This window comes from Chryseobacterium sp. RU37D (assembly GCF_900156075.1).
GTDB lineage: Bacteria > Bacteroidota > Bacteroidia > Flavobacteriales > Weeksellaceae > Chryseobacterium.
Map to the genome: position 1 here is coordinate 24962 of NZ_FTMM01000010.1, position 22955 is coordinate 47916.

General features: G+C 34.3%; 23 protein-coding genes, 1 other RNA gene and 1 pseudogene. 6 read left to right on the forward strand and 19 right to left on the reverse strand.

Going from position 1 to position 22955, the window contains the following annotated elements; all coding sequences use genetic code 11:
- Positions 1–65 precede the first annotated feature (65 nt).
- The 3 genes from BW926_RS06600 (at position 66) to BW926_RS06610 (ending at position 4528) form a co-directional block, all read left to right on the forward strand.
- Complete coding sequence (locus BW926_RS06600) at positions 66–1337, forward strand: aminotransferase class I/II-fold pyridoxal phosphate-dependent enzyme (protein ID WP_179077986.1); 1272 nt, start codon at positions 66–68, stop codon at positions 1335–1337.
- 77 nt (positions 1338–1414) lie between these two features.
- On the forward strand, positions 1415–2293 hold the full coding sequence (locus tag BW926_RS06605; protein ID WP_076445384.1) for a DMT family transporter: 879 nt from the start codon (positions 1415–1417) through the stop codon (positions 2291–2293).
- A 39-nt stretch (positions 2294–2332) separates the two neighbouring features.
- Positions 2333–4528: a B12-binding domain-containing radical SAM protein gene (locus tag BW926_RS06610; RefSeq protein WP_076445385.1), complete on the forward strand. Its 2196-nt coding sequence runs from the start codon at positions 2333–2335 to the stop codon at positions 4526–4528.
- Positions 4529–4789: 261 nt separating this feature from the next.
- Here the strand turns inward: BW926_RS06610 and BW926_RS06615 are convergent, their stop codons facing one another.
- From BW926_RS06615 to atpD, 3 genes are all read right to left on the reverse strand, one after another.
- On the reverse strand, positions 4790–5611 hold the full coding sequence (locus BW926_RS06615) for a hypothetical protein (RefSeq protein WP_076445388.1): 822 nt from the start codon (positions 5609–5611) through the stop codon (positions 4790–4792).
- An 80-nt stretch (positions 5612–5691) separates the two neighbouring features.
- A complete protein-coding gene (locus BW926_RS06620) occupies positions 5692–5973 on the reverse strand; it encodes a FoF1 ATP synthase subunit delta/epsilon (protein ID WP_076445390.1) in 282 nt (93 codons plus the stop codon).
- A gap of 88 nt (positions 5974–6061) precedes the next feature.
- Positions 6062–7570, reverse strand: a complete 1509-nt coding sequence (atpD, locus tag BW926_RS06625; protein WP_076445391.1) for a F0F1 ATP synthase subunit beta — start codon at positions 7568–7570, stop codon at positions 6062–6064.
- A 205-nt stretch (positions 7571–7775) separates the two neighbouring features.
- On the opposite strand from atpD, the gene BW926_RS06630 reads away from it, so the two are divergent.
- Complete coding sequence (locus tag BW926_RS06630; protein WP_076445393.1) at positions 7776–8723, forward strand: bifunctional riboflavin kinase/FAD synthetase; 948 nt, start codon at positions 7776–7778, stop codon at positions 8721–8723.
- A gap of 13 nt (positions 8724–8736) precedes the next feature.
- Here BW926_RS06630 and BW926_RS06635 read toward each other — a convergent pair whose 3' ends face one another.
- Complete coding sequence (locus BW926_RS06635; protein ID WP_143756512.1) at positions 8737–9240, reverse strand: hypothetical protein; 504 nt, start codon at positions 9238–9240, stop codon at positions 8737–8739.
- 68 nt (positions 9241–9308) lie between these two features.
- Entirely contained in the window at positions 9309–9665 is a 357-nt protein-coding gene (locus BW926_RS06640; RefSeq protein ID WP_076445395.1) for an MmcQ/YjbR family DNA-binding protein, read from the reverse strand.
- 115 nt (positions 9666–9780) lie between these two features.
- On the opposite strand from BW926_RS06640, the gene BW926_RS06645 reads away from it, so the two are divergent.
- Complete coding sequence (locus tag BW926_RS06645; protein WP_076445396.1) at positions 9781–10437, forward strand: NAD(P)H-binding protein; 657 nt, start codon at positions 9781–9783, stop codon at positions 10435–10437.
- A gap of 251 nt (positions 10438–10688) precedes the next feature.
- Here BW926_RS06645 and BW926_RS06650 read toward each other — a convergent pair.
- The 10 genes and pseudogenes from BW926_RS06650 to BW926_RS06695 form a co-directional block, all read right to left on the reverse strand.
- Positions 10689–11267: pseudogene (locus BW926_RS06650) on the reverse strand (glutathione peroxidase).
- A gap of 17 nt (positions 11268–11284) precedes the next feature.
- Positions 11285–11947: a histidine kinase gene (locus tag BW926_RS06655; protein WP_076445398.1), complete on the reverse strand. Its 663-nt coding sequence runs from the start codon at positions 11945–11947 to the stop codon at positions 11285–11287.
- A gap of 70 nt (positions 11948–12017) precedes the next feature.
- Positions 12018–12746, reverse strand: coding sequence for a 3-deoxy-manno-octulosonate cytidylyltransferase (kdsB, locus tag BW926_RS06660; protein WP_076445402.1), 729 nt, complete (start codon positions 12744–12746; stop codon positions 12018–12020).
- A 133-nt stretch (positions 12747–12879) separates the two neighbouring features.
- Entirely contained in the window at positions 12880–14133 is a 1254-nt protein-coding gene (locus tag BW926_RS06665; RefSeq protein ID WP_076445404.1) for a pyridoxal phosphate-dependent aminotransferase, read from the reverse strand.
- 44 nt (positions 14134–14177) lie between these two features.
- Positions 14178–14411, reverse strand: a complete 234-nt coding sequence (locus BW926_RS06670; protein WP_262484488.1) for a four helix bundle protein — start codon at positions 14409–14411, stop codon at positions 14178–14180.
- A 160-nt stretch (positions 14412–14571) separates the two neighbouring features.
- Complete coding sequence (locus BW926_RS06675; RefSeq protein ID WP_076445406.1) at positions 14572–16287, reverse strand: phospho-sugar mutase; 1716 nt, start codon at positions 16285–16287, stop codon at positions 14572–14574.
- Positions 16288–16385: 98 nt separating this feature from the next.
- Positions 16386–17087, reverse strand: a complete 702-nt coding sequence (locus BW926_RS06680) for a GIN domain-containing protein (RefSeq protein ID WP_076445407.1) — start codon at positions 17085–17087, stop codon at positions 16386–16388.
- A 10-nt stretch (positions 17088–17097) separates the two neighbouring features.
- Positions 17098–17481 carry a hypothetical protein gene (locus BW926_RS06685; RefSeq protein ID WP_076445408.1) on the reverse strand — a complete coding sequence of 128 codons (384 nt, stop codon included), beginning with the start codon at positions 17479–17481 and terminating at the stop codon, positions 17098–17100.
- Between the two features lies 1 nt (position 17482).
- On the reverse strand, positions 17483–18433 hold the full coding sequence (locus BW926_RS06690; RefSeq protein ID WP_076445410.1) for a glycosyltransferase family 2 protein: 951 nt from the start codon (positions 18431–18433) through the stop codon (positions 17483–17485).
- 17 nt (positions 18434–18450) lie between these two features.
- A complete protein-coding gene (locus tag BW926_RS06695) occupies positions 18451–19050 on the reverse strand; it encodes a DUF4199 domain-containing protein (RefSeq protein ID WP_076445572.1) in 600 nt (199 codons plus the stop codon).
- A gap of 131 nt (positions 19051–19181) precedes the next feature.
- On the opposite strand from BW926_RS06695, the gene ffs reads away from it, so the two are divergent.
- An RNA gene (gene ffs, locus BW926_RS06700) (signal recognition particle sRNA small type) lies at positions 19182–19279 on the forward strand.
- 72 nt (positions 19280–19351) lie between these two features.
- Here ffs and BW926_RS06705 read toward each other — a convergent pair.
- The 4 genes from BW926_RS06705 to BW926_RS06720 all read right to left on the reverse strand — a co-directional run bounded on the left by BW926_RS06705 (position 19352) and on the right by BW926_RS06720 (position 22597).
- On the reverse strand, positions 19352–20038 hold the full coding sequence (locus BW926_RS06705) for a metal-dependent hydrolase (protein ID WP_076445417.1): 687 nt from the start codon (positions 20036–20038) through the stop codon (positions 19352–19354).
- Positions 20039–20281: 243 nt separating this feature from the next.
- Positions 20282–20728 carry an SRPBCC family protein gene (locus BW926_RS06710; RefSeq protein ID WP_076445427.1) on the reverse strand — a complete coding sequence of 149 codons (447 nt, stop codon included), beginning with the start codon at positions 20726–20728 and terminating at the stop codon, positions 20282–20284.
- 11 nt (positions 20729–20739) lie between these two features.
- Positions 20740–21669 (reverse strand): 1,4-dihydroxy-2-naphthoate octaprenyltransferase, encoded by a 930-nt coding sequence (gene menA, locus BW926_RS06715; RefSeq protein WP_076445428.1) that lies wholly within the window; start codon positions 21667–21669, stop codon positions 20740–20742.
- A gap of 91 nt (positions 21670–21760) precedes the next feature.
- Positions 21761–22597, reverse strand: coding sequence for a 1,4-dihydroxy-2-naphthoyl-CoA synthase (locus BW926_RS06720; protein WP_076445429.1), 837 nt, complete (start codon positions 22595–22597; stop codon positions 21761–21763).
- Between the last annotated feature and the right edge of the window lie 358 nt (positions 22598–22955).

Consider the following 22955-nt stretch of genomic DNA (forward strand, 5'->3'; position numbering starts at 1 on the left):
TACGATAAAAAGAAGCCTTTTTTATTAATATTAAAGGCTTTTACTAAAAATTACGAAATATAATGTTGGATATTTTTGAAAGAATAAAAAACAATCCAGGACCCCTTGGACAATTTGCAGATTACGGAGAAGGATATTTTATTTTCCCAAGATTGGAAGGACCAATTGGGCCCAGAATGAGATTTCAGGGAAGAGAAGTGATCTTCTGGAGCGCTAATGATTATCTGGGTATGTGTAATCATCCTGAAGTTTTGGAAGCTGATGCTAAAGCTGCTGCAGAATTCGGAATGTTTTATCCAATGGGGGCAAGAGCAATGTCAGGTGAAACAGAACAGCATTTGCAATTGGAAAAAGAATTAGCAGATTTCGTTAAAAAAGAGTCTGCGTATTTATTGAACTTCGGTTACCAGGGTATGGTTTCTACCATTGACGCTTTGGTAGGAAGAAATGATGTAATTGTTTATGATGTTGATTCTCATGCTTGTATCGTAGATGGTGTAAGACTTCACGCCGGAAAAAGATTTACTTACAAGCATAACAATATCGAAAGTCTTGAAAAAAATCTTCAAAGAGCAACAAAAGTCGCTGAAGAAACGGGAGGTGGTATTTTAGTTATCACGGAAGGTGTTTTCGGGATGAGGGGACAGCAAGGTAAATTGAAAGAAATCTGTGAATTAAAATCAAAATATAAATTTAGACTTTTAGTTGATGATGCCCACGGCTTCGGAACTCTTGGAAAAACGGGAGCAGGAGCAGGTGAAGAGCAGGGATGTCAGGATCAGATTGATGTGTACTTCTCTACTTTTGCAAAGTCAATGGCTGGTTTCGGGGCTTTTATCGCTGGAGATAAGGAAATTATCAGATACCTGAAATTTAATCTGAGATCTCAGATTTTTGCAAAATCTTTGACTATGCCAATGGTAATCGGAGGTTTAAAAAGATTGGAATTATTAAGAACAAGACCGGAAATTAAGGCAAAGCTTTGGGAAAATACGCACAAATTGCAGAACGGGCTTAGAGAAAGAGGATTTAACATCGGTGATACCAACACTTGCGTAACTCCGGTAATGATGCAGGGAACTCCGGTAGAAGCTACATTATTAGTAAAAGATCTTAGAGAGATATACGGAATCTTCACATCTGTAGTGGTTTACCCTGTAATACCTAAAGGAATGATCTTGCTACGATTAATTCCTACAGCATCCCATACAGATTCTGAAATTAATGAAACTCTTGCTGCTTTTGAAGCAATTCATGATAAACTAGTAAGTGGTTACTATAAAGAACAAGAGCAAAAACTACTTGCAGAACAGGGCTTAAGCTTTAAAGAGATTTAATCAATATAAACTAAAAACCACTGACATAAATCAGTGGTTTTTTATTATACAATTTGAAAATTCTATAGAATAATATAATGAAATTTAAAGGTTATGCTTTAGGAATTATTTCTTCGGTCTCATATGGCTTGATACCGATTTTTATTCTGCCAGTAAAGCAAGCCCATTTTTCTATGGACATTACTTTATTTTATAGATTTTTATTTTCTGCATTAATGATTGGTGGCTATTTACTCTATTCTAAAGAAAATTTTTATATTAATAGGAAAGAAACATTAATTTTAGCTGTTCTAGGAATTTGTTATGCATTTTCTTCAGAATTCCTATTTCTGGGTTATGATTATCTCACTGCTGGAATTGCATCAACGGTACTTTTCATCTATCCGGTTATTGTAGCATTAATTATGTTTTTCTTTTATAAAGAGAAGCTTACCAGACTTTCCTCTTTCTCTTTACTCTTTGCTTTTGCCGGAGTAATTATTTTGTGTTTAAAAGGAAAAGGACTGGAAATTAATTACTTAGGTCTCGGCATTGTCATGCTAAGTTCACTTTCTTATGCACTTTATATCATTATTGTGAATAAATCTAATATAAAAGTTTCGGGGTTTAAACTTTCCTTTTATTCTATGCTTTTTACATCATTTTTTTTCATGATTAAAGCTTTAATCGGGAAAGAATCTTTTGCGATCCCCTCTACAGATATTTTTTTTAATTTTTTAATTTTTGCTTTTTCAACAACAGTTATTTCAACTCTATGTCTGGTTTTCGCAATAAAATATATTGGATCAACCCCCACCGCAATATTGGGTGCATTGGAACCTGTGGTCGCAGTAATGGTGAGTGTTCTTATTTTTCATGAAAAATTTACTTTTAATTTATTTCTTGGAATTACTTTAATACTTTTCGGTGTAATTTTAAATGTTTTGGCTGGAAGTAAAAAGACTATTCATTCTTAAAATTCAAATATTTAAAATAACTTTGCAAAAATTTTACTGTTGAAGAAAGATCTGCTTCTTATCACTCCGCCTTTTACCCAGCTCAACACTCCTTATCCTGCAACGGCTTATATCAAAGGCTTTTTGAATACCAAAAATATTTCAAGCTATCAAATTGATTTGGGAATTGAGGTGATTTTAAAATTATTTTCAAAAGATGGAATCAAAATAATTTTCAATAAAGAGATTGATATTCAGAATGTTTCTGAGAATTCACAAAGAATTTTTGCTTTAAGAAATGAATACATTAAAACCATTGATCAGGTTATTTCTTTTCTACAGGGCAAAACGCCAACTTTAGCCAGACAGATTTGTTCGATTAACTTCTTGCCGGAAGCTTCCCGATTCAACCAATTGGATGATATGGAATTTGCCTTTGGGAACATGGGTTTACAAGATAAGGCTAAACATTTGGCTACCTTATATTTAGAAGATTTATCTGATTATATAGTTGAAAACATTGATCCTGATTTTGGATTCAGCAGATATGCAGAAAGACTGGGAAAAAGTGCCAATTCTTTTGATGAACTATATTCAAAAATAACAGACGAGCACACTTTTATTGATAATTTCACATTAAAAATTCTTAAGGAAACACTGGATGTTGTACAGCCAAAATTGGTTTGCTTTTCTATTCCTTTTCCTGGAAATTTATATTCTGCTTTTCGTTGCGCAAAGTTTATTAAAGAAAGCTATCCTCATATAAAAACTGTGATGGGGGGCGGCTTTCCTAACACTGAATTAAGGGAAGTTAAAGACAAACGTGTTTTTGAATTTTTTGATTTTATTACTTTGGACGATGGAGAGCTTCCTATTGAGTTACTTTATCAAAATATTACTAATTCAGTCGCTGAGCCTTTTGAAGCCAAAAGAACTTTTTTAATTGAAAATAAAGAAGTTATTTATAAAAGTAATTCTAAAAGGCATGATTATAAACAAGCAGAAATCGGAACACCAGATTACACTGATTTACAGCTAGATAAATACATTTCTGTGATTGAAATAGCCAATCCGATGCACAGCCTATGGAGCGATGGACGATGGAATAAACTGACGATGGCGCACGGATGCTACTGGGGAAAATGTACTTTTTGCGATATTTCTTTAGATTATATTAAAATTTACGAACCGATTTCGGCGAAAATTCTGGTCGACAGAATGGAAGAACTGATCCGGACAACTGGAGAAACCGGTTTTCATTTTGTGGATGAAGCTGCTCCACCTGCGTTGATGCGTGAAGTTGCTTTAGAGATTATGCGAAGAAACCTAGTCATTACCTGGTGGACGAATATTCGTTTTGAAAAAAGCTTTTCGCGAGATCTTTGTTTTTTACTAAAACTTTCTGGTTGTGTAGCAGTTTCGGGCGGACTTGAAGTAGCGAGCGATCGATTACTAAAGTTAATTGATAAAGGAGTTTCCGTAGATCAGGTGGCGAAAGTAACGAGAAATTTTACAGAAGCAGGAATTATGGTTCATGCATATCTGATGTATGGTTATCCAACTCAAACTGTTCAGGAAACGGTTGATTCTTTGGAAATGGTTCGGCAGATGTTTGAAATGGGAATTTTGCAAAGTGGATTTTGGCATCAATTTGCGATGACCGCCCACTCGCCTGTTGGCTTGAATCCTGAAGAATTTGGAGTAATTCCGATTAAGCAGGAAATTTTGTTTGCAAATAATGATATAGATTTTACAGACAAAACAGGAATCGATCATGGAAAGTTTAGCTTCGGTCTAAAAAAATCTTTGTTCAATTATATGCACGGAATTAATTTTGAGCTTCCTCTTCAGAAATGGTTTGATTTTAAAATTCCGAGAACGATCATTCATCCTGATTATATTCACAACTGTTTGTTGGAAGATGAGAATTTTAATTTTAAAGGAAATTCAAAAGTAATTTTTTTAACGAAAAACGTAATCGCTGAGAATCGTGTAAAAACAAAAAAGGAATCTACATATTTGTATACAAGAATTACATTTCATTTAAAAACAAATATTGTTAGTATAGAATTAGAGCAGGAAAAAGCAGAATGGCTAATGAAAATGTTGGATGAAAATTCAATGGAAAAATATCAAAGAATTACCCTTCAGCAACTTAAGGTGAATTTTGAAGAAAATTTTGAAGATTTTGAATTATTCTGGTTTTCAAAGCCGATTCAACAGCTTAAAGAAAATGGTGTGATTTTGAGTTTGTAGGCTTTACAAATATTATTATTTTTCGATTTTTTAACATCAAAAATATCCGCTAAGTTTGTCATTCTCTATGCTAAAACTTTAGTGAAACGATGTCGATATTTGTACGGAATGACAAACAAGATAGAAAAATTTAATACAAATAGTAAGGAGAACAAAAAAACTCTTGAAATTTTTTTCAGTAGTTTTTCTTTTATAATTTTTGGCTAAAGCCAATTGATTTTATTTTTTGTAAACGGGCTAAAGCCCGTTCCTATTGATATTTTATTTTTCAACACCATCCTTTAAAACCTGGCCAGCTACAACTTTCCCTTGAATTTTTATAAAATTCGGATCCATGATCGCTATCCGTTCTGCAATAGCTTTGTAAGTAGGAAATTTCAAAATGGATGCGCGTCCGGACATTTCCTTATAAATGGTAAAGGTTTTTCCACCAACGGATTTTATTTGTTTGGTTGTGGTGATATATTTTCCAATATATTTGCTATTAGCATCATAAATTTCAATATCTACAAAAGTTTTATCGGTAATCGTATCGTCAGAACCAAAACTTGTGGGAAGATTGGTAAAGTAACCAACAGGTTTTCCATTACTTAATATTTCCCCAACATTATTGACCGTAATATTCAGCTTATCAATTTTACTTCTTACGAAATAGGCTTCTTTGGTTTTTGAATCTAGATTTCTTTTGGGAGTTTTAGAAAAAAGCTCATCCAGATTTTTAATGTTGATTCCTTTATTATCAATAATCTTTAATGCTTTAACCGAAGTATACACTGCAGATTTTTCTTCGCCCGAAAATGCCGAAGGTGAAATATAGTCCAATTCCAGAACTTTCTCTTTATTATAAATTCTGTTTAATTTTATATAACTATCTCTTACTGAATCTACTATACTTTTATCAACAAACTCAATAGTATAGATTGGGTTTTCCTTTAGATCCATGAAAGTATACTCACTTCCTTTATTCGAGATTTTTGCGACATGAATTCCGTCAAGAGTTACGATTCCTCTTTTAGTCTTGATGATTTGGGCATTCAACAGAATTCCTAAAACTGTAAATAAAATGATTAAATTTCTTTTCATAAAATCAGATTCTTACAACATAAAAAAAAGTGCAACCAAAGTTACACTTTCTTGAAAATATATTTAGCTTTATTATTTAATTATTCACAAAGGATAATTCCTTTATTATGATTAAATTCTACAACACCGCTTTTGATAGGATAAGAAAAAACCGAATCTTTTTCATTTTCTTTAGTAAAATATTTTGAATATGCTTCACTTATGGACTTTGCATATAATTTTACTTTACCTCCGATCAAAGAAGAAACAATTCCTGCGTGGTTTTGCATGATGTGGAATTCACCATTCTTTCCAGGTAACAATACTGAGTCTATTTCTCCTTCAAAAACTACGTATTCTGGTGTTAAAATTTTTATATTCATTAGTTTAGATTTAAAGATTTCAGAATTCAGATTTCAGACATAACAGTCTCATGTCTAGAATCTGACATCTTGTGTCTAATTAATTTTATTAAGCGTTATCAGCTAGCATTTTTTGTCCGGCTTCGATCGCTTCTTCGATAGTTCCTTTCAAGTTGAAAGCAGCTTCCGGTAAGTGGTCTAGTTCACCATCGATGATCATGTTGAATCCTTTGATCGTATCTTTGATATCTACCAATGCACCCGGAATACCCGTAAATTGCTCAGCAACGTGGAAAGGTTGAGATAGGAATCTCTGAACTTTTCTTGCACGATAAACAACAGCCTTATCTTCTTCAGAAAGTTCTTCCATACCAAGGATAGCGATGATATCTTGAAGAGCTTTATATCTTTGAAGAATTTCTTTTACTCTCTGTGCACAGTCATAATGCTCATTACCTATAATTTCCGGAGCTAATATTCTTGATGTAGAAGCCAATGGATCTACTGCTGGATAAATACCTAAAGAAGCAATTTTTCTATCTAGAACCGTAGTTGCATCCAAGTGAGCAAACGTAGTTGCAGGAGCAGGGTCAGTTAAGTCATCCGCAGGCACGTAAACCGCTTGTACTGAAGTAATTGAACCATTTTTAGTTGAAGTAATTCTTTCCTGCATCGCACCCATTTCAGATGCCAATGTTGGTTGGTAACCTACGGCAGAAGGCATACGACCAAGAAGTGCAGACACCTCAGAACCAGCCTGTGTAAAACGGAAAATGTTATCTACGAAGAAAAGTACGTCTCTACCTTGTCCGCTTTCTCCACCGTCTCTATAATACTCAGCTAAAGTAAGACCAGAAAGTGCTACTCTCGCTCTTGCTCCAGGTGGCTCGTTCATCTGTCCGAAAACGAATGCTGCTTTAGAATCTTTCATAGCCTCTAAATCTACTTTAGAAAGATCCCAACCTCCGTTTTCCATAGAGTGCATGAAATCATCACCATATTTAATAATACCAGATTCCAACATCTCTCTCAAAAGGTCATTTCCTTCTCTCGTTCTTTCACCTACTCCGGCAAAAACAGAAAGACCACCGTGTCCTTTTGCAATATTGTTAATCAACTCCTGGATCAATACAGTTTTACCTACACCTGCACCACCGAACAAACCAATTTTACCTCCTTTCGCATAAGGCTCAACTAAGTCGATTACTTTAATCCCTGTAAATAAAACCTCTGCAGAAGTTGAAAGTTGATCAAATTTTGGAGCTGGTCTGTGAATTGGAAGACCACCATCCTTAGAAATATTTTGAAGTCCGTCGATAGCATCACCAACTACGTTGAAAAGTCTTCCGTTTACAGCTTCACCGATTGGCATAACGATAGGATTTCCGTATCCTATTACGTCCTGCCCTCTTTTAAGACCGTCAGTAGCGTCCATTGCGATACATCTTACGGTGTCTTCGCCAATATGTTGTTCTACCTCTAAAACTACTTTTTCACCGTTTTCTTTTGTAATTTCTAACGCATCATAGATCGCTGGAACTGCTTCCACATCATTGAAGACAACGTCGATTACCGGACCAATAATTTGAGAAATTTTACCTTTAATTTGGTTTGCCATTGCTAAATTTTTTCTTGGTGCAAATATAATGATTCTTCATAAACCCACAATTGGTAAAAAAGAGATTTTTATCATACTTTTTTATAAGTGTAACAATGTATCAATTTAGCAATATAACAATAATCGTAGATTAAAATATTGGTAAACTGTTGTATTGATACATTGCTACTTTATATATATATTTGCAGTCAAAATTTTTTCTATTTTGAAAGTTTTCAAGAATTTTATAGATAATTCATCTCAAAAGCCTTTAGCTCTGTCTTTGGGTATGTTTGACGGGGTACATCTTGGTCATAAAAGCATTATCAGTGAGCTTATGAAGGTAGGTGAAGATAATAATTTAGAAACTGCCGTCCTCACTTTCTGGCCGCATCCGAGGTTTATTTTTAATCCTAATGAAGATTTAAAACTCCTGAATACTTTAGAAGAAAAGAAATTTCTGATGAAAAAATACGGTATCAGCAATTTATTTTTGAAAGAATTTGATGAAGAGTTCCGAAATTTGACGGGTGAAGAGTTTGTACGCCAGATTTTAATTGAAAAACTAAATGTTAAATATTTAATTATAGGTTACGACCATTCTTTCGGAAAAAATAAAAGCGGAAACTTTGAACTACTTCAAAAACTATCAAAGGAATTGGATTTTGAAGTCGAACGAATGGAAGCCATCAATATTCACGAAAAAAATATCAGCTCTACCAAAATCCGAAATGCACTTTTGGCGGGTAACATCAAGGAAGCCAATGAAATGCTGGGTTACCCCTACTCTGTTTCCGGAAAGGTAGTTCATGGAAAAAAAATCGGAAGAACGATTGGGTATCCCACAGCCAATATCGAAACGGATTCTATTAAACTTCTTCCTAAAAAAGGCGCTTATATTGTTGAAGTTTTTATTCATGGACAGCAATATAAAGGCATGTTGAGCATTGGAACAAATCCTACCGTGAATGGAGAAAAATTAACGGTTGAAGTCTATATCCTTGATTTCGATGGTGATATCTATGATCAAAAAATTACCGTAAAATTCCGGGATTTTCTTCATGATGAAATTAAATTTGAAGGCCTTGAAAAATTAATTGAAAGACTGGATGAAGATAAAAGATTAACTGAAGAATTTCAGTTTAAAGAAATAAAAAAGCTTACAGATTGGTAAGCTTTTCTTTCTTCTATTTTAATATTTTTAAATAAATTTTCTGTGGTTCTCCATTAAGCTTTACATTAGGAAATTCCTTGTCATGGTCGATATAAATATCTCTTTTTTCACTCGCTTTACCATTCCCGTCAGAATCCCATTCAATGGAAACATAGTATTTTATTCTGTCTTTAATTTTAGGGTCGATACGATCTGCAGCATCTTTTGGCACGGGCATATTAATCGTAAACGGAATTGAGGTTTCTTCATATTCCTGTTCGGTAATTAAGGTAGCCGGAGTATCAGCTAAAAGCGGATCATGACCATATAAACTAACTTTAAGCTTGGGATTTTTAATACTAAATTTTTCTGAACCGGTGAATTCCAATTTTAAATTTTCAGAATTCTTTAGACTATCAGCTGAGGAGGGCTTTTTAAAATTTGATTGAATATTTTCAGCCGCAGCTTTTTTATCGTGTTTATTACAGCTTAATAACAGTACTCCTGCCGTCATGAACAATAAAAGATTCTTTTTCATTTGCTTTTATTTTATATTTAAATTATTTTTAGTAGTTAATGTCTTTCATCTCAAATGTGTCTAATTATTTATAAGGAATCATTAATTTCATTCTGAGCTTTTTTTGTTAATGACTTAAAAACCAATTCATATGACTGATCTATTAATTTGAAAATCAAATTGCGTTTCAATCCATCTACCAATACGGAATTCCAATGGGTTTTGTTCATATGATAGGCACCTGTGATCTGTGGATGCTGTTCACGAAGTTCCGCACTCCATTCCGGATCAGTTTTTACATTAATGGTAAGCGGTTGTTTTTCCAAAGCCATCAATAAGAACATTTTCGTTCCGACTTTCATTACAAGTGTTTCATTATCAAAAGGAAAAGTTTCCGTAACACCTTTTTTTGCAAAACAATAATCTAGAATTTCGTTAGCATCCATGTTTTAAATTGGTAATAAGTAATTGGTAATGAATAATTTTTCTTATTTAAAAATATAAAATTCAATTCAAATTTAGTAAATTTAAAAAACAAACATCACTATAAAATATATTATTATGAAAGCTCTCGTTATCGGCGCTACAGGCGCTACAGGAAAAGATTTGGTCAATCAGTTACTCGATGATAAAGATTTTGAGGAAGTCCATATTTTCGTAAGGAAACCTATTGATATTCAGAATGATAAACTCAAAGTACATGTAATAAATTTCGAAAATCCGGATGAGTGGAAAAATATGGTGAAGGGTGATGTTGCCTTTTCATGCCTCGGAACCACTTTGAAGGCTGCAGGAAGTAAGGACGCCCAAAGAAAAGTAGATTTTGATTATCAGTATGAATTTGCAAAGGCTGCGAAAGAAAATAATGTGGAAGATTATATCCTGATTTCTGCATACGGGGCTAATCCCAAGTCTAAAATTTTCTATTCTAAAATGAAAGGTGAGCTGGAAGAAGCTGTAAAACAGTTACATTTTACTAAAATAATCATCTTCAAACCGGGAATGCTTGAGAGAAAAGACTCTGACAGAACCGGAGAAGTTTTAGGAAGCAGAATTATAAGATTTGCCAATAAAATTGGGCTGCTAGAGAGTCAGAAACCTTTACCTACAAATATTTTGGCCAAAGCAATGATCAATTCTTCAAAGATCAAAAGCAATGGATATTCCAGTATCAAATTAGGAAATATTTTTTGCTTTGCGGAGAAAAGTAATGAGTAACTCAATGTAACAATGTAACAATTTATCAATAAAATTGTTTAAACTTTTTAAGAGCAATTTACCGCTTTTCACTATATCTTTTGTTTCGCTTCGCTACACAAAAGGATACCGTTACAATCGGGGCTATGGTCATTGTCATTTAAGGCAATAGTAAAGATCTACAGAGTTGGTCATTGAAAATAAAAAGTTTAAACAGATTTAATAACACAAACATCTTAATTGTTATACTGTTAAATTAATACATTGATAAATTACTTTAAGTATTTCGTAATTGCATCATCCGTAGGTTTGGTGGTGCTTACGAAAGAATCAACCAGTTTTCCGTTTTCATCAATTAAGAATTTAGTAAAATTTCAAAGGACTGTGGTATTTTTTACACCATTAAGGTCTTTTTCCGTTAAATACTTAAATATCGGAGCGGTATCATCTCCTTTCACGGAAACTTTAGCAGCCATCGGAAAAGTTACCCCATAGTTTTTCTGGCAAAAAGCACCAATTTCCTTATTTGTTCCGGGTTCCTGGCCTCCAAAATTATTTGCAGGAAAGCCTACCACCACTAATTTATCCTTATACAGTTCTGAAACTTTCTCAAGATCAGCATATTGAGGGGTAAATCCGCATTCTGAAGCGGTATTTACAATAAGAATTTTTTTTCCTTTAAAATCTGCAAAGTTGATCTGTTTTCCTTCTTCAAGAGCATCAACTTTGAAATCATATATTGATTTTCCCATAAGTTCCTTAGTTTTAGCCTTAGAGACATCACTCTTTTTTTGAGCACAACTATTGAAAAATGCCACAAAAGAAAGCATCACTAAAAAGAATTTTTTCATAATAATTTATTTTTTAATTAAAATTTAAAAATATTAGTAGGAAATACTTTATTAATATCAACTCTATTAATCAACATTACATAATCTCCATCTTTTTTTGTGCTGGAAGATTCAATCCTGAAAGGCATTGAGAGATTTCCGATCTTTTTATACTCGGCATAATCTAGTGTTTCATCTTTTTTCACTTCCCTTAAAAGCATATAGCTTTTTGTATCAAAATAGTATATATTTTTATTAACATTTTTTGTTAATTCAACTTTATGACAATAAATATTGCCTATTTTCTCTTTACCTAAATACTTTGCATCAAACCCTTTATTTTCCCAATCAATAAAGTCATTATCAAAGCTTTCCGGAACATATTCAGCATATTCCTGCAGCTTGTTGTTGGCATAATTCATTGCATAGCCTTTTGCTCCATCATAGCCTTCTATTGCCGTTTCTTTCCCACCAATCGTGATGACGGTTTTTGTAAGATTGGGCCGCTGCTGATAGATCTTAATCGGATATTCATCTTTAATTCCCAAGATTACTTTTCCTTGAAGTAAGACTGAATTTAAGAGCTTCCAATTCGTTAATCCTCCGGACAATTCAATATTTTTATCAATAATTTCCTTTGCTGTCTGTGCAAACGAAAAATTTGAAAATATAAGGACAAAAACTAAAAGTAATTTCTTCATTAATTCTTTTTATAAATTCAAATATAAGGCTTTATTAATTTACCAATATATTAATATAGCAATTTACCAATTAATTCGATAATAATTTTCGTGCTTTCTCCAAATCTTCAGGTGTATCAATCCCTACTCCGATAAAACTCGTTTCTATCAGCCTGATTTTCATACCATATTCCAGATATCGGATGCATTCGATTTTTTCCGAGATTTCCAAGGGTTTCATTTCCAGCTTTGAAAACTGAATTAAGGCATGTTTTCTGAAAGCGTAAACGCCAATATGTTTAAAGTAATCGATATTATAGGAAATTTCCCTGTGATAAGGAATTACGGAACGGCTGAAATAGAGGGCAAAACCGTTGTTATCCGTAATTACTTTTACGTTATTTGGGTTTTCAACTTCTTCTTTTTCAGTCAGTTTTATTTTTAATGAAGCTAAAGAAATTTCCTGATTTTCATCGTTATGAAAAACTTCAATTAACTGCTTTAAAGGTTCTAATTTAAGAAACGGCTCGTCACCTTGAACATTGATAACTATATCACAATCAATATTTTGCACAGCTTCTGCGATCCTGTCGCTTCCCGTTTCGTGCTGACCGGTCATAACTGCTTTTCCTCCGTTTTTTATAATTTCATCAAAAATAATTTCCGAATCTGTAGCCACAAAAACTTCATCGAATAAACCTGTTTCTGCAACATTTTGATACGTAGTGGTAATTACTGTTTTTTCGCCCAACATCTGCATCAGTTTTGCAGGAAAACGACTTGCTTGGTAACGGGCAGGAATGACTGCGATTATTTTCATAAGTTGTTGAGTTGTTAATTCCAAAACTCTTCGACCTTGCTCAGCATGACATCACTAAAATATGCTGTTAAAAACATTTAGTATTAGTATGTCATGCTGAGCAAGGTCGAAGCATTTATTATTTATTAAAAAATTATTTAAGATTATTCAAAGCATTCTCCAACTTCGGCATCATTGTAGAAATTTCTTCAATGGGTAAACCTCCAACAGAAGCCCTGAACCAAGGCTCAGATTTTTCTTCACCAAAAGCTGAGAAAGGAACCAGAGCAACTCCGGCTTCATTAATTAAATAGAATACCAAATCAGACGAATTTTCAATCACAGAACCGTCTGGCTTGGTTTTTCCAATATAATCTAACTTAATGGTAAGGTAAAGCGCTCCCATCGGCTCAATACTGTCAACGGCAAGACCTTTTTCTTTTAAATCCTGGATTCCGGCATGAAGAACTTTTAAGCTTGCTTCCAACTTATCCTTAAAATCTTCAACAAATGAATTCACATCATCTGGGTTTTCAAAGTATTTTGCAGTTGCTTCCTGTTCAGGCTTTGGTGCCCATGCTCCAACGTGGGTAAGTAAAGCCTTCATTTTGTCCATGATATGAGTAGGGCCAAATCCCCAACCTACACGAACTCCTGTTGCTGCAAGGCATTTTGAAATACCATCGATATAAATGGTATAGTCTTTCATTTCAGGGAAAAGAGAAACCGGATCTACATGTTTTGCACCGAAAGTAAGGTTAGAATAAATCTGATCATACATTAGGTACAATGGCTTTTCATTTTCACCTCTTTTTTTGTTTTCAGCTAAAACCAATTCACAGATCTCAGAAAGCTGTTCTTTCGTAAAAATCGTCCCTGTAGGGTTTAACGGTGAACAAAGAGCCAGTAAAACCGCTCCTTCCAAATGAGGTCTTAAATCGTCAGCAGTCGGAAGGAAGTTGTTTTCCGGAGTTGTTTTTACTTCGACCGGATTGGCAGAGGTAAGGTAAGCATAATGGTTGTTGTTCCAGGATGGTATTGGATATACTACTTTATCTCCCTCATCAACAATTGTTTTATAAACAGCATAGATCAAAGGTCTTGAACCAGCCGTGATCAAAATATCGTTTGGAGAATAATCAAGATTCCATCTGGTTTTCAAGTCTTTGGAAACTTCTTTTCTTAAAGATAAAAGTCCGTTAGCAGGCGGATAATTGGTAAGGTTATTCTGATAAGCTTTCTGAATTTCCTCCTTCAATTTTGCAGGAATCGGATAAATATTAGAATTTAAATCACCAATCGTAAGGTTAGCAATTTCGGCTCCTTTTGTCTTTAAATCATTTACTTCGTTACCAATTTTTACAATTTCAGAACCAATAAGGTTCGCTGCCAATTTTGAAACTTTCACTTTACTTTTATTTTATGTTATTTATTATTGTTATAAGTTATTAATTATGAGTTATGAGTTTTTTGCTTCGTAGTTATAATTATACTTCTAATCATTTTTAAAATCTCCCTTGCCTGATTTATCAAATTATCAAATTCTTCCTTTGAAATATAATCTGTTGCAAACAAAAGCTCAAGCCAATAAATTGTTTCATCACATTCTTTTTGAGAAATTGAGAGTTTATGAATAAAATCCATTCTGCTTTGAGCATTCAAAGCTTCTCTAACATTTGCACCCACAGAAGTTCCGGAGCGTAAAAGTTGTTTGGAAAGTATAAATTCTTTTTCTCTGCACTGAATCTTTTATAAAAATTAATAATCTTTATAGCAAACTCAAAACTTTTCTTCCCAATAATGCTGTCACTCATAATTCATAACTCAAAACTTATAACCTTATTATTTACGTTAGCTGAAGATCTCTTTTTACGTTTTGAATTTTTTCATCTAAAGATTTCAATTTATCCCTGAAATCTGCTTCAGAAGTAATTTCATCTTTTACTGAGATATAAAATTTAATTTTTGGTTCTGTCCCGGAAGGTCTTACACAAACTTTTGTCCCATCCTGAGTGTAATAAATTAATACATTCGATTTTGGAATGTCGTTCATTACTTTTTTATCGTTTTGTGAAACGACGAAATTGGTCTGTTCTTTGAAATCCTTCACTTCTTCTACCGGAGAACCAGCCAGCTTTTTAGGAGGATTTTCACGGAAATTCTTCATCATATTCTGGATTTCCTCTGCACCATCTTTTCCTTTTCTCACTAAATTTACCAATCCTTCATAGTACATTCCGGTTTCCTGATAAATTTCGATAAGATATTGATACATCGTTCTCCCGTTAGCTTTGCACCATGCAGCAATTTCGCAGGCAAGAACGATACTTCCGCAAGAATCTTTATCGCGTACAAAATCTCCCGTCATAAATCCGAAGCTTTCTTCGCCTCCGCAAATGAATTTTTCTTTTCCTTCCACATCGCGGATCATTTTTCCGATCCATTTAAAGCCTGTTAAGCCAGCTTTACACTGAACCCCAAATTTCTGGGCAATGTCAAAGAAAATATCAGAAGTTACAATGGTAGAACCGATAAATTCGCTACCTGTAATTCTGCCTTGCTTTCTCCATTCATTTAAAATGTAGTACGTAAGGATTGTATTTGTCTGATTTCCATTCAGTAACTGAATTTCTCCGTCCAAATTCTTTACTGCAATTCCCAATCTATCGCCATCCGGATCTGTTCCGATAACGATATCTGCATTGGTGATTTTTGCAAGATCCATTGCCATTTCCAACGCTGCAGACTCTTCCGGGTTTGGAGAATCTACCGTTGGGAAGTTTCCGCTTGGGATCATTTGCTCTTTCACCAGATCAATTTTTTTGAAGCCTGCTTTTTCCAAAGCTCTCGGAACTGTTGAATAGGTTGTTCCGTGAATTGAGGTAAAAACGATATTTAAATTTTCTTTTCCTACATTCTGGTAAGTAGAATTTTCGATGCATGCATCAATGTAAACTTCGTCTTGCTCTTCTCCTACCCATTCAATAAGATCATCATTTCCTTTGAATTTAATTTCATCAAATTTTACAGAATACACTTCATTAATAATCGCTTCATCATGCGGCGGAACAATTTGTGCCCCATCATTCCAATATACCTTATAGCCGTTATATTCCGGTGGATTATGAGAGGCTGTCAATACAATTCCTCCATTACATTTTCTATCACGCACAGTGAAAGACAATTCTGGGGTGGGCCTGTGGTCTTTGAAAAGCAATACTTTAATTCCGTTTGCCGTCAAAACATCTGCCACCAATTTTCCGAATTCTTTAGAGTTATTTCTTACGTCATACGCAATTGCAACCTTGATTTCTTCACCTTTAAACTGCTTTAGCATATAATTCGCAAGTCCCTGTGTAGCTTGACCTAACGTATATTTATTTAAACGATTGGTTCCAACCCCCATAATTCCTCTCATCCCTCCTGTACCGAATTCCAGCTCTCTGTAAAAAGAGTCTTCCAAATCGGGAGAATTGCTGTCAATTAACAGCTGAACAGCTTTTCTTGTTTCCTCATCAAATGATTCATGCAACCAAAGTTTTGCCTTTTCTAATGTTGTCATATTTGTATTTTCTATTTTGTAATTTCTTTATTTGTTTGGGTAGCCGAAAGCAACAGGAAGTCTTCCATCCTCCCGCTTCAGGTTTCCAAGCACCTTTATTAATCTAATTTCTTATTCTCAACACGTGTTTCTTTATCTATCTTAAAAGCACGAATCGGGTCATTATAATAAACAAATTTCGCAGTATTCTGAACATGTCCTTTCAATGAATCTTTTACATTCACTTCCACATAATTTCCATTTTTAGAATCAATATTCAGATTTTCAATTTTCCAATATGGGGCAATCAAACTTGCTGTATCTGAGATCTTTATCACTACATTTTTCGTTTCGCCCAAAAAATTAGCCCTGCTTCGGTTCTGCATTTCAACTTCTGCTCTTCTTGTATTTACCGAACCCATAAAAGTAGCGTTATTTTTTAAATTAAGCCTAAAATTATCGGTCTTAATTTCACTCGAAATATTCATTTCCACAGAATCTGAAATGGCAACTTTCTCCAGATTATATTTTGAATAAATGGTTACATTGTAAAAATCAACACCTTTTGTACTACGCTTTTCTTTGATGGAAAGGGTTTTGTCATTCACTTCAACATCCAGATTATCAGCGACATTGGGATAAGTTTCTATTTCTACAAAATTTTTCGCTCCTCTCGCATAAAATACCCTGAACTTCCCTTCCAGATCAAGATTTACAAATTCCGGAACATCCACGTCTTTCCTTTCAATATTTCCTTTTGGGGAAACTTTTCCACAGGAAACCACTGCCATAAGCATGAGTGTGTAAAATATATTCTTCATATTAAATATTTTAAAGTGATCCTGAATAAATAATTATAGCCACAAATACCAGTGCTATCAATAATCCAGTGAGAAGAGGTATCCAGATGTTTTTTTTTTCATATTGAGCCTCGTTTGGGAAATATACCGGGAAAAAGCCGTATGCAAGTATAGTTCCGCCAATAAGACCACATAAATAAGCGTACGAGCTTTTAACGTTTTCCTGCATCTCTCCAAAAACTATTATAATAATTGTCAAGATAATAGAAGTTGCTAAAACCAGATAGGCTTCTTTCTTTTTTTGGACTTCAATTAAATTTTTAAATAACAAAATCCCGCCAAAAAGAGGTGAGAAAAATATGGAAAATCCTACAATGGCCTGTTTAGAATATATTTTCGGTAATTTATCTTCCATGTCAAATTACTTCATCAATATTATAATTTTTATGTTCCCTGTTCGTTCTGATAATCATTTCACCTAAAAATCCTGCTACAAAAAGCAATGTCCCCATGATCATCATCGTTAAAGCTATATAAAACCAAGGATTGTTGGTAATTAAATGCCCATAAATACCTCTGGAAACATCAATTAATTTCGAAATTCCCAACCAAAGTGCTGACAGAAAACCAAAAATAAACATTAACGTTCCAACAGCACCGAAAAAGTGCATCGGCCTTCCCCCGAAACGACTTACAAACCAAAGCGTTACCAGATCTAAAAAGCCTCTGATAAATCTTTCAGTACCGAATTTTGAAGTTCCGTAAGGTCTCGCCTGATGTTGTACTTCTTTTTCTGTGATTCTTCTGAAACCTGCATTGGCAGCCAGAACCGGGATATACCGGTGCATATCTCCATAGACATCGATAGTTTTTACTACCTGCTTTTTATAAGCTTTCAAACCACAATTGAAATCGTGAAGATAAACTCCCGAAACTTTTCTGGCTGCCGCATTGAATAATTTTGACGGAACATTTTTTGTCATTACATTATCAAAACGCTTTTTTTTCCAGCCGGAAACAATATCGTAATTTTCATTAATGACCAATGAATACAATTCCGGGATTTCTTCCGGAAAATCTTGTAAATCAGCATCCATGGTAATAATTACATCTCCGCTCGTCCTTTCAAAAGCAGCATGAAGCGCCTGAGATTTTCCGTAATTTTTGGAAAATTTAATGCCGTGGATCTGAGGATTCTGAATTTTTAAATTTTCAATAATACTCCACGATAAATCTGTACTTCCGTCATCTACAAACCAGATTTCGTAGGATAAATTGTTTGATCTACAAATGGTATCGATCCTTGAAAAAAGCTCTTCAAGAGAGGCTTCTTCGTTCAATAACGGAATAACTATAGATAAATTCATTTAATTTTAATAAAAAATTATTCTTGATTTTGTTCTTCCTGATAAATAGTTTTCGTTCTGAAAAACGCCCCGAAAAACACTGACAAAACTACGTAAAATATAAGAATTGCCGCAAAATATCCTGAAAAATGACTTGCTGTAAGCATATCTTTCCCTTTTACAGCCTCCGGAGAGAAGCTTGGAAGCCTTTCTTTGTATTTCTGATCCAGCTCGTCAATATCTTTTTGGTGCTTCAAAACTTTTCTTGCAGACTGGTATTCTTTGTCCATTTCTGTTTTTTGTCTTGCTACATATTGATAATTTAGCAGCTTTTTTGCGTCCGTATCAACAAAATTCAGGTAAGCATAAATACTGAAAATTGAAAGTATTCCTCCAATGAACATGGGTACAAATGCTCTTTTAAAAGCATCTTTAAAGCTTACTGTTCTATGGCTGCTCCAATATGATTTTACGGACCAGAATGCTGTTCCAGCATAGATTATCGGTAAAACGAAAGCATTGGCTTTCAATGAAATATCAAAATAATTGATACCTGAGAAAAAAGTATACACTACAAAAAAAACAACCATTGTAGCGATAAAAAGTATAATTCCTAATGTTGATGGACTTTTCGTCATATTTAAATTTTTAGAAAAAAGTTGAAAAATTATTCCTTTACTTTTCAGCTGTTTAGCTGTGCCATTGACTTTTTTTCGACTAATTTCTTTTATAATATTTTCAAATTTATAAAATATTCCTATCTTTGCACCGGCAAGTCCTAAACAACCAGCTCCTGAGAATCCTCCAGGGTGGGAACGCAGCAAAGGTAATCGGTCGTAGCGGTGTGATTTAGGTAGCTTGCCATTTTTTATTTTATTAAATTAAGAGATTAAGCGGTTTTTAAATTTAAAAAATTACTTAATCTCTTAATTTTTTTGTTTAAAATTCGAACTTCTCACCTAATTTTGGTAAAACGAGCTCTACATTTTTATCTGCAAAATGCTTCAATGCACTTTCATGATTAATTTCAATTGCAGGGAAAGTATCGAAATGACAGCCGATCACTTTCGGAGTTTTCAATAATTCTGCCGCTGCGAAAGCTGCTTTTCTAGGGCACATTGTATAATGGCTGCCAATAGGAAGGATTGATAAATCTAAATTTCCGTATAATTTCGGGAATAATTCCATATCTGCCATTACTCCTGTATCACCTGCTAAATAAAGGTTTTTACCTTCCGGAAGCCTGAAAATATACCCCACAGGAACTCCTCCATAGCTTCCATCCGGGAAAGAGCTTGTATGATGAGCCGGAACCATAGAAATTTTAAGATCATCGATTTTTGCTGATCCTCCTAAGTTGACATCATCTGTATTTTTGGCCATTTTGAAATGGGCACAGATTTCAGGAACCGCAATAATTGTAGCTTCAGGATGGTATTGCAATACTTCTTCTACGTCGGCAATGTGATCTCCATGAGCATGGGTCAACAGTATATAATCGATTTTCTGAGCTGTAATATCAAACCCTGATTCTGCTTTTTTGTAGTTGTAAAAAGGGTCGCACAGAATTGTTTTGTCTTTGTAGGTGAACAAAAAGCAGTTTTGTCCCAGATATTGTATTTTCATAATTTTTACTTTTTTTATTTTAACACAAATAATACTAACTTTTCACGAATGGTACTAAATTGAAATTTATGAAATGCTTCGACAGACTCAGCATGACAACTCTAATACTAGCTGTTCAAATATTAAGCTTTAATACTTTCATACTTATTACTAATTACTAAGTGTTATATTTTAAACACAAATGACACTAATTTTTCATGAATAGCACTATTAAATAGTAGTGAAAATTGTGTAATCAGAGTTTTATTTTGATGGAAATTTATCCTCAATTAATCTTAAATTAATTCCGTGTTCCAGATACGCTTTGCAGCCATCGAGAACTGTTGTGAAGCCGCCTGTATTGTCATTAATTACCTTTAAAAGATCTTCTTCTGTTTGAGAATATCCATAACTTTTGATCACAACAAGTGTTCCTTTTTCCATTTCTTTGAATTCGTAATCTACATTCGTTGTAGGTTCGCCCCACTCAGTTTTTATCGACTGGTTTTGAATGATTTCAAGAACATTAACATTCGTTTTTGCTCCATACATTTCCCATTCCCAAGTCACGGTTTTGCCTTCTTTCAATTTTCCGGTTGATTTTGTAAACCAGAAATTGGTCGTTAATTCAGGATTGATGAATGCTTCAAAAACATCTTCAATGGGTTTTCTAATAAGCATTTGAGCTATAACATAAATATTTGAACTCATAGTTTTATATTTTAATGAAAAAAGTTAAGTCCAAAAGCAGTAAGAACTGCCATGACAAAGGTCATAATGCCAACTTGTTTTAAAAAAGGATCAAGCTCTTTCGGGTTTTTCACAGCCATGATTTTTCTTCTTACCTTCATTAAAGGGAGCATCAAAATCATTACAATGAAAACGTAATAATTCTGAGTCTGAAAAAATCCATTTACACCCAAAAACATTAAGATCAAAATTAAAGGAAGCTGTAATAAAATCATTTCGTAAATCATCGCATTTTTGAATCCGATTCTTAACGCAAAGCTGTTTTTACCTGATAATTTATCGCTTTCTATGTCTCTCATATTGTTGAGATTAAGAACTGCCATGCTCATCATTCCGATAGCAGCTCCTGGTAACAACATGTCCCAGCTGAAAGTTTTGGTGAACAAAAAGTAACTTCCACATACAGAAACAAGCCCAAAGAAGATAAACACGAAGATATCTCCCAATCCCATATACCCATATGGCTTTTTCCCAACTGTATATCCAATAGCCGCCAAAATGGAAGCTATTCCCAAACCGATGAAAATGTAAAATTCATTCATATATTTCGGAACGAAAGCCACATATAAAAGCGCAATTGTTGCAGCAAAAGATAAAACTGAGAAAAGAATCACTGCATTTCTCATTTGCTTTGCCGTAATTCTTCCGGAGGCAACTGCTCTTGATTCTGCTTCTGTAGCTCTTTTTGCATCTGTTCCTTTTACACCGTCTCCATAGTCATTAGCATAGTTTGATAAAATCTGGTACAGCAATGTCACCAAAAGTGCGAGTGCAAAAATTTTCCAATCCCAAAATCCGCCTTCACCGTAAAGTCTCCATTTTGCGATGAAAGCTCCCATGATAATTCCGCTCAAAGAAAGCGGCAATGTTCTTAGCCTTGCGGCTTTTATCCAATCTGACATAAATATTTAGATGTTAGATATTAGAAGTTAGAAGTTGGATTTTAAAACTATGTAAGTCTAATATCTGATTTCTAACCTCTAACTTCTTATTTTATGATATCCATTGATCTTTTCCGAAGTCTGGCTTTCTTTTTTCCAGGAATGCATTTCTTCCCTCTTTTGCTTCTTCCGTCATGTAAGCCAAACGAGTTGCCTCTCCTGCGAAAACCTGCTGGCCAACCATTCCGTCGTCTGTAAGGTTCATTGCGAATTTCAACATTCTGATAGATGTTGGAGATTTTGCTAAAATTTCCTGCGCCCATTCGTAAGCGGTATCTTCTAATTCGTCGTGAGGAATTACAGCATTTACCATTCCCATTTCAAATGCTTCTTGAGCAGAATAATTTCTACCTAAAAAGAAAATTTCACGAGCTTTTTTCTGTCCGACCATTTTTGCTAAATATGCCGAGCCATACCCTCCGTCAAAGCTTGTAACATCTGCATCTGTCTGCTTAAAAATAGCGTGTTCTTTACTTGCCAAAGTCAAATCGCAAACTACATGAAGAGAATGACCTCCACCAACTGCCCATCCTGGAACAACCGCGATCACAGCTTTTGGCATAAAACGGATCAAACGCTGAACTTCCAAAATATTCAAACGATGCCTTCCATCTTCTCCTACATAACCTTGATGTCCTCTCGCTTTTTGATCTCCTCCACTGCAGAACGCCCAGCCTCCGTCTTTCGGACTAGGTCCTTCACCTGAAAGCAAAACAACACCTATGGAAGGGTCTTCTGAAGCATCATAAAAAGCATCGTATAATTCTGAAGTAGTCTTCGGCCTGAAAGCGTTGCGAATTTCCGGTCTGTTGAAAGCAATTCTTGCCACACCATTACATTTTTTGTATGTAATATCTTCGTATTCTTTGACGGTTTTCCACTCGATCATTTTTGTAAAAATTTTTCTCAAAGATACGGAATTGCAGAGAATTTTAACATTGATTTTAGATGATAAATCTTGGAAATTAATCCGTTTTCTTTTCCACGAGCTTCACACGTGGCTATTGGTATTAAAGCCCTTCAGGCTTTTGTGTATTATTATTTTTTTTAACTTGAAAAAGATCGAATTAATAGTGAAATATTGAAATTCCGGCTAATAGCCTAGCCCCGATCGCAGCATTTGTTTGAGCTCATTTTTAGATTTCGGCGGCGGCAAAGCCGCCGCCGAAATCTAAAAATAGCGAGTGCGAAGAGCGGGAAATAGCTCCTTAAAGAAATCCAATTGTTGTTATAAAAAATAAAAAACC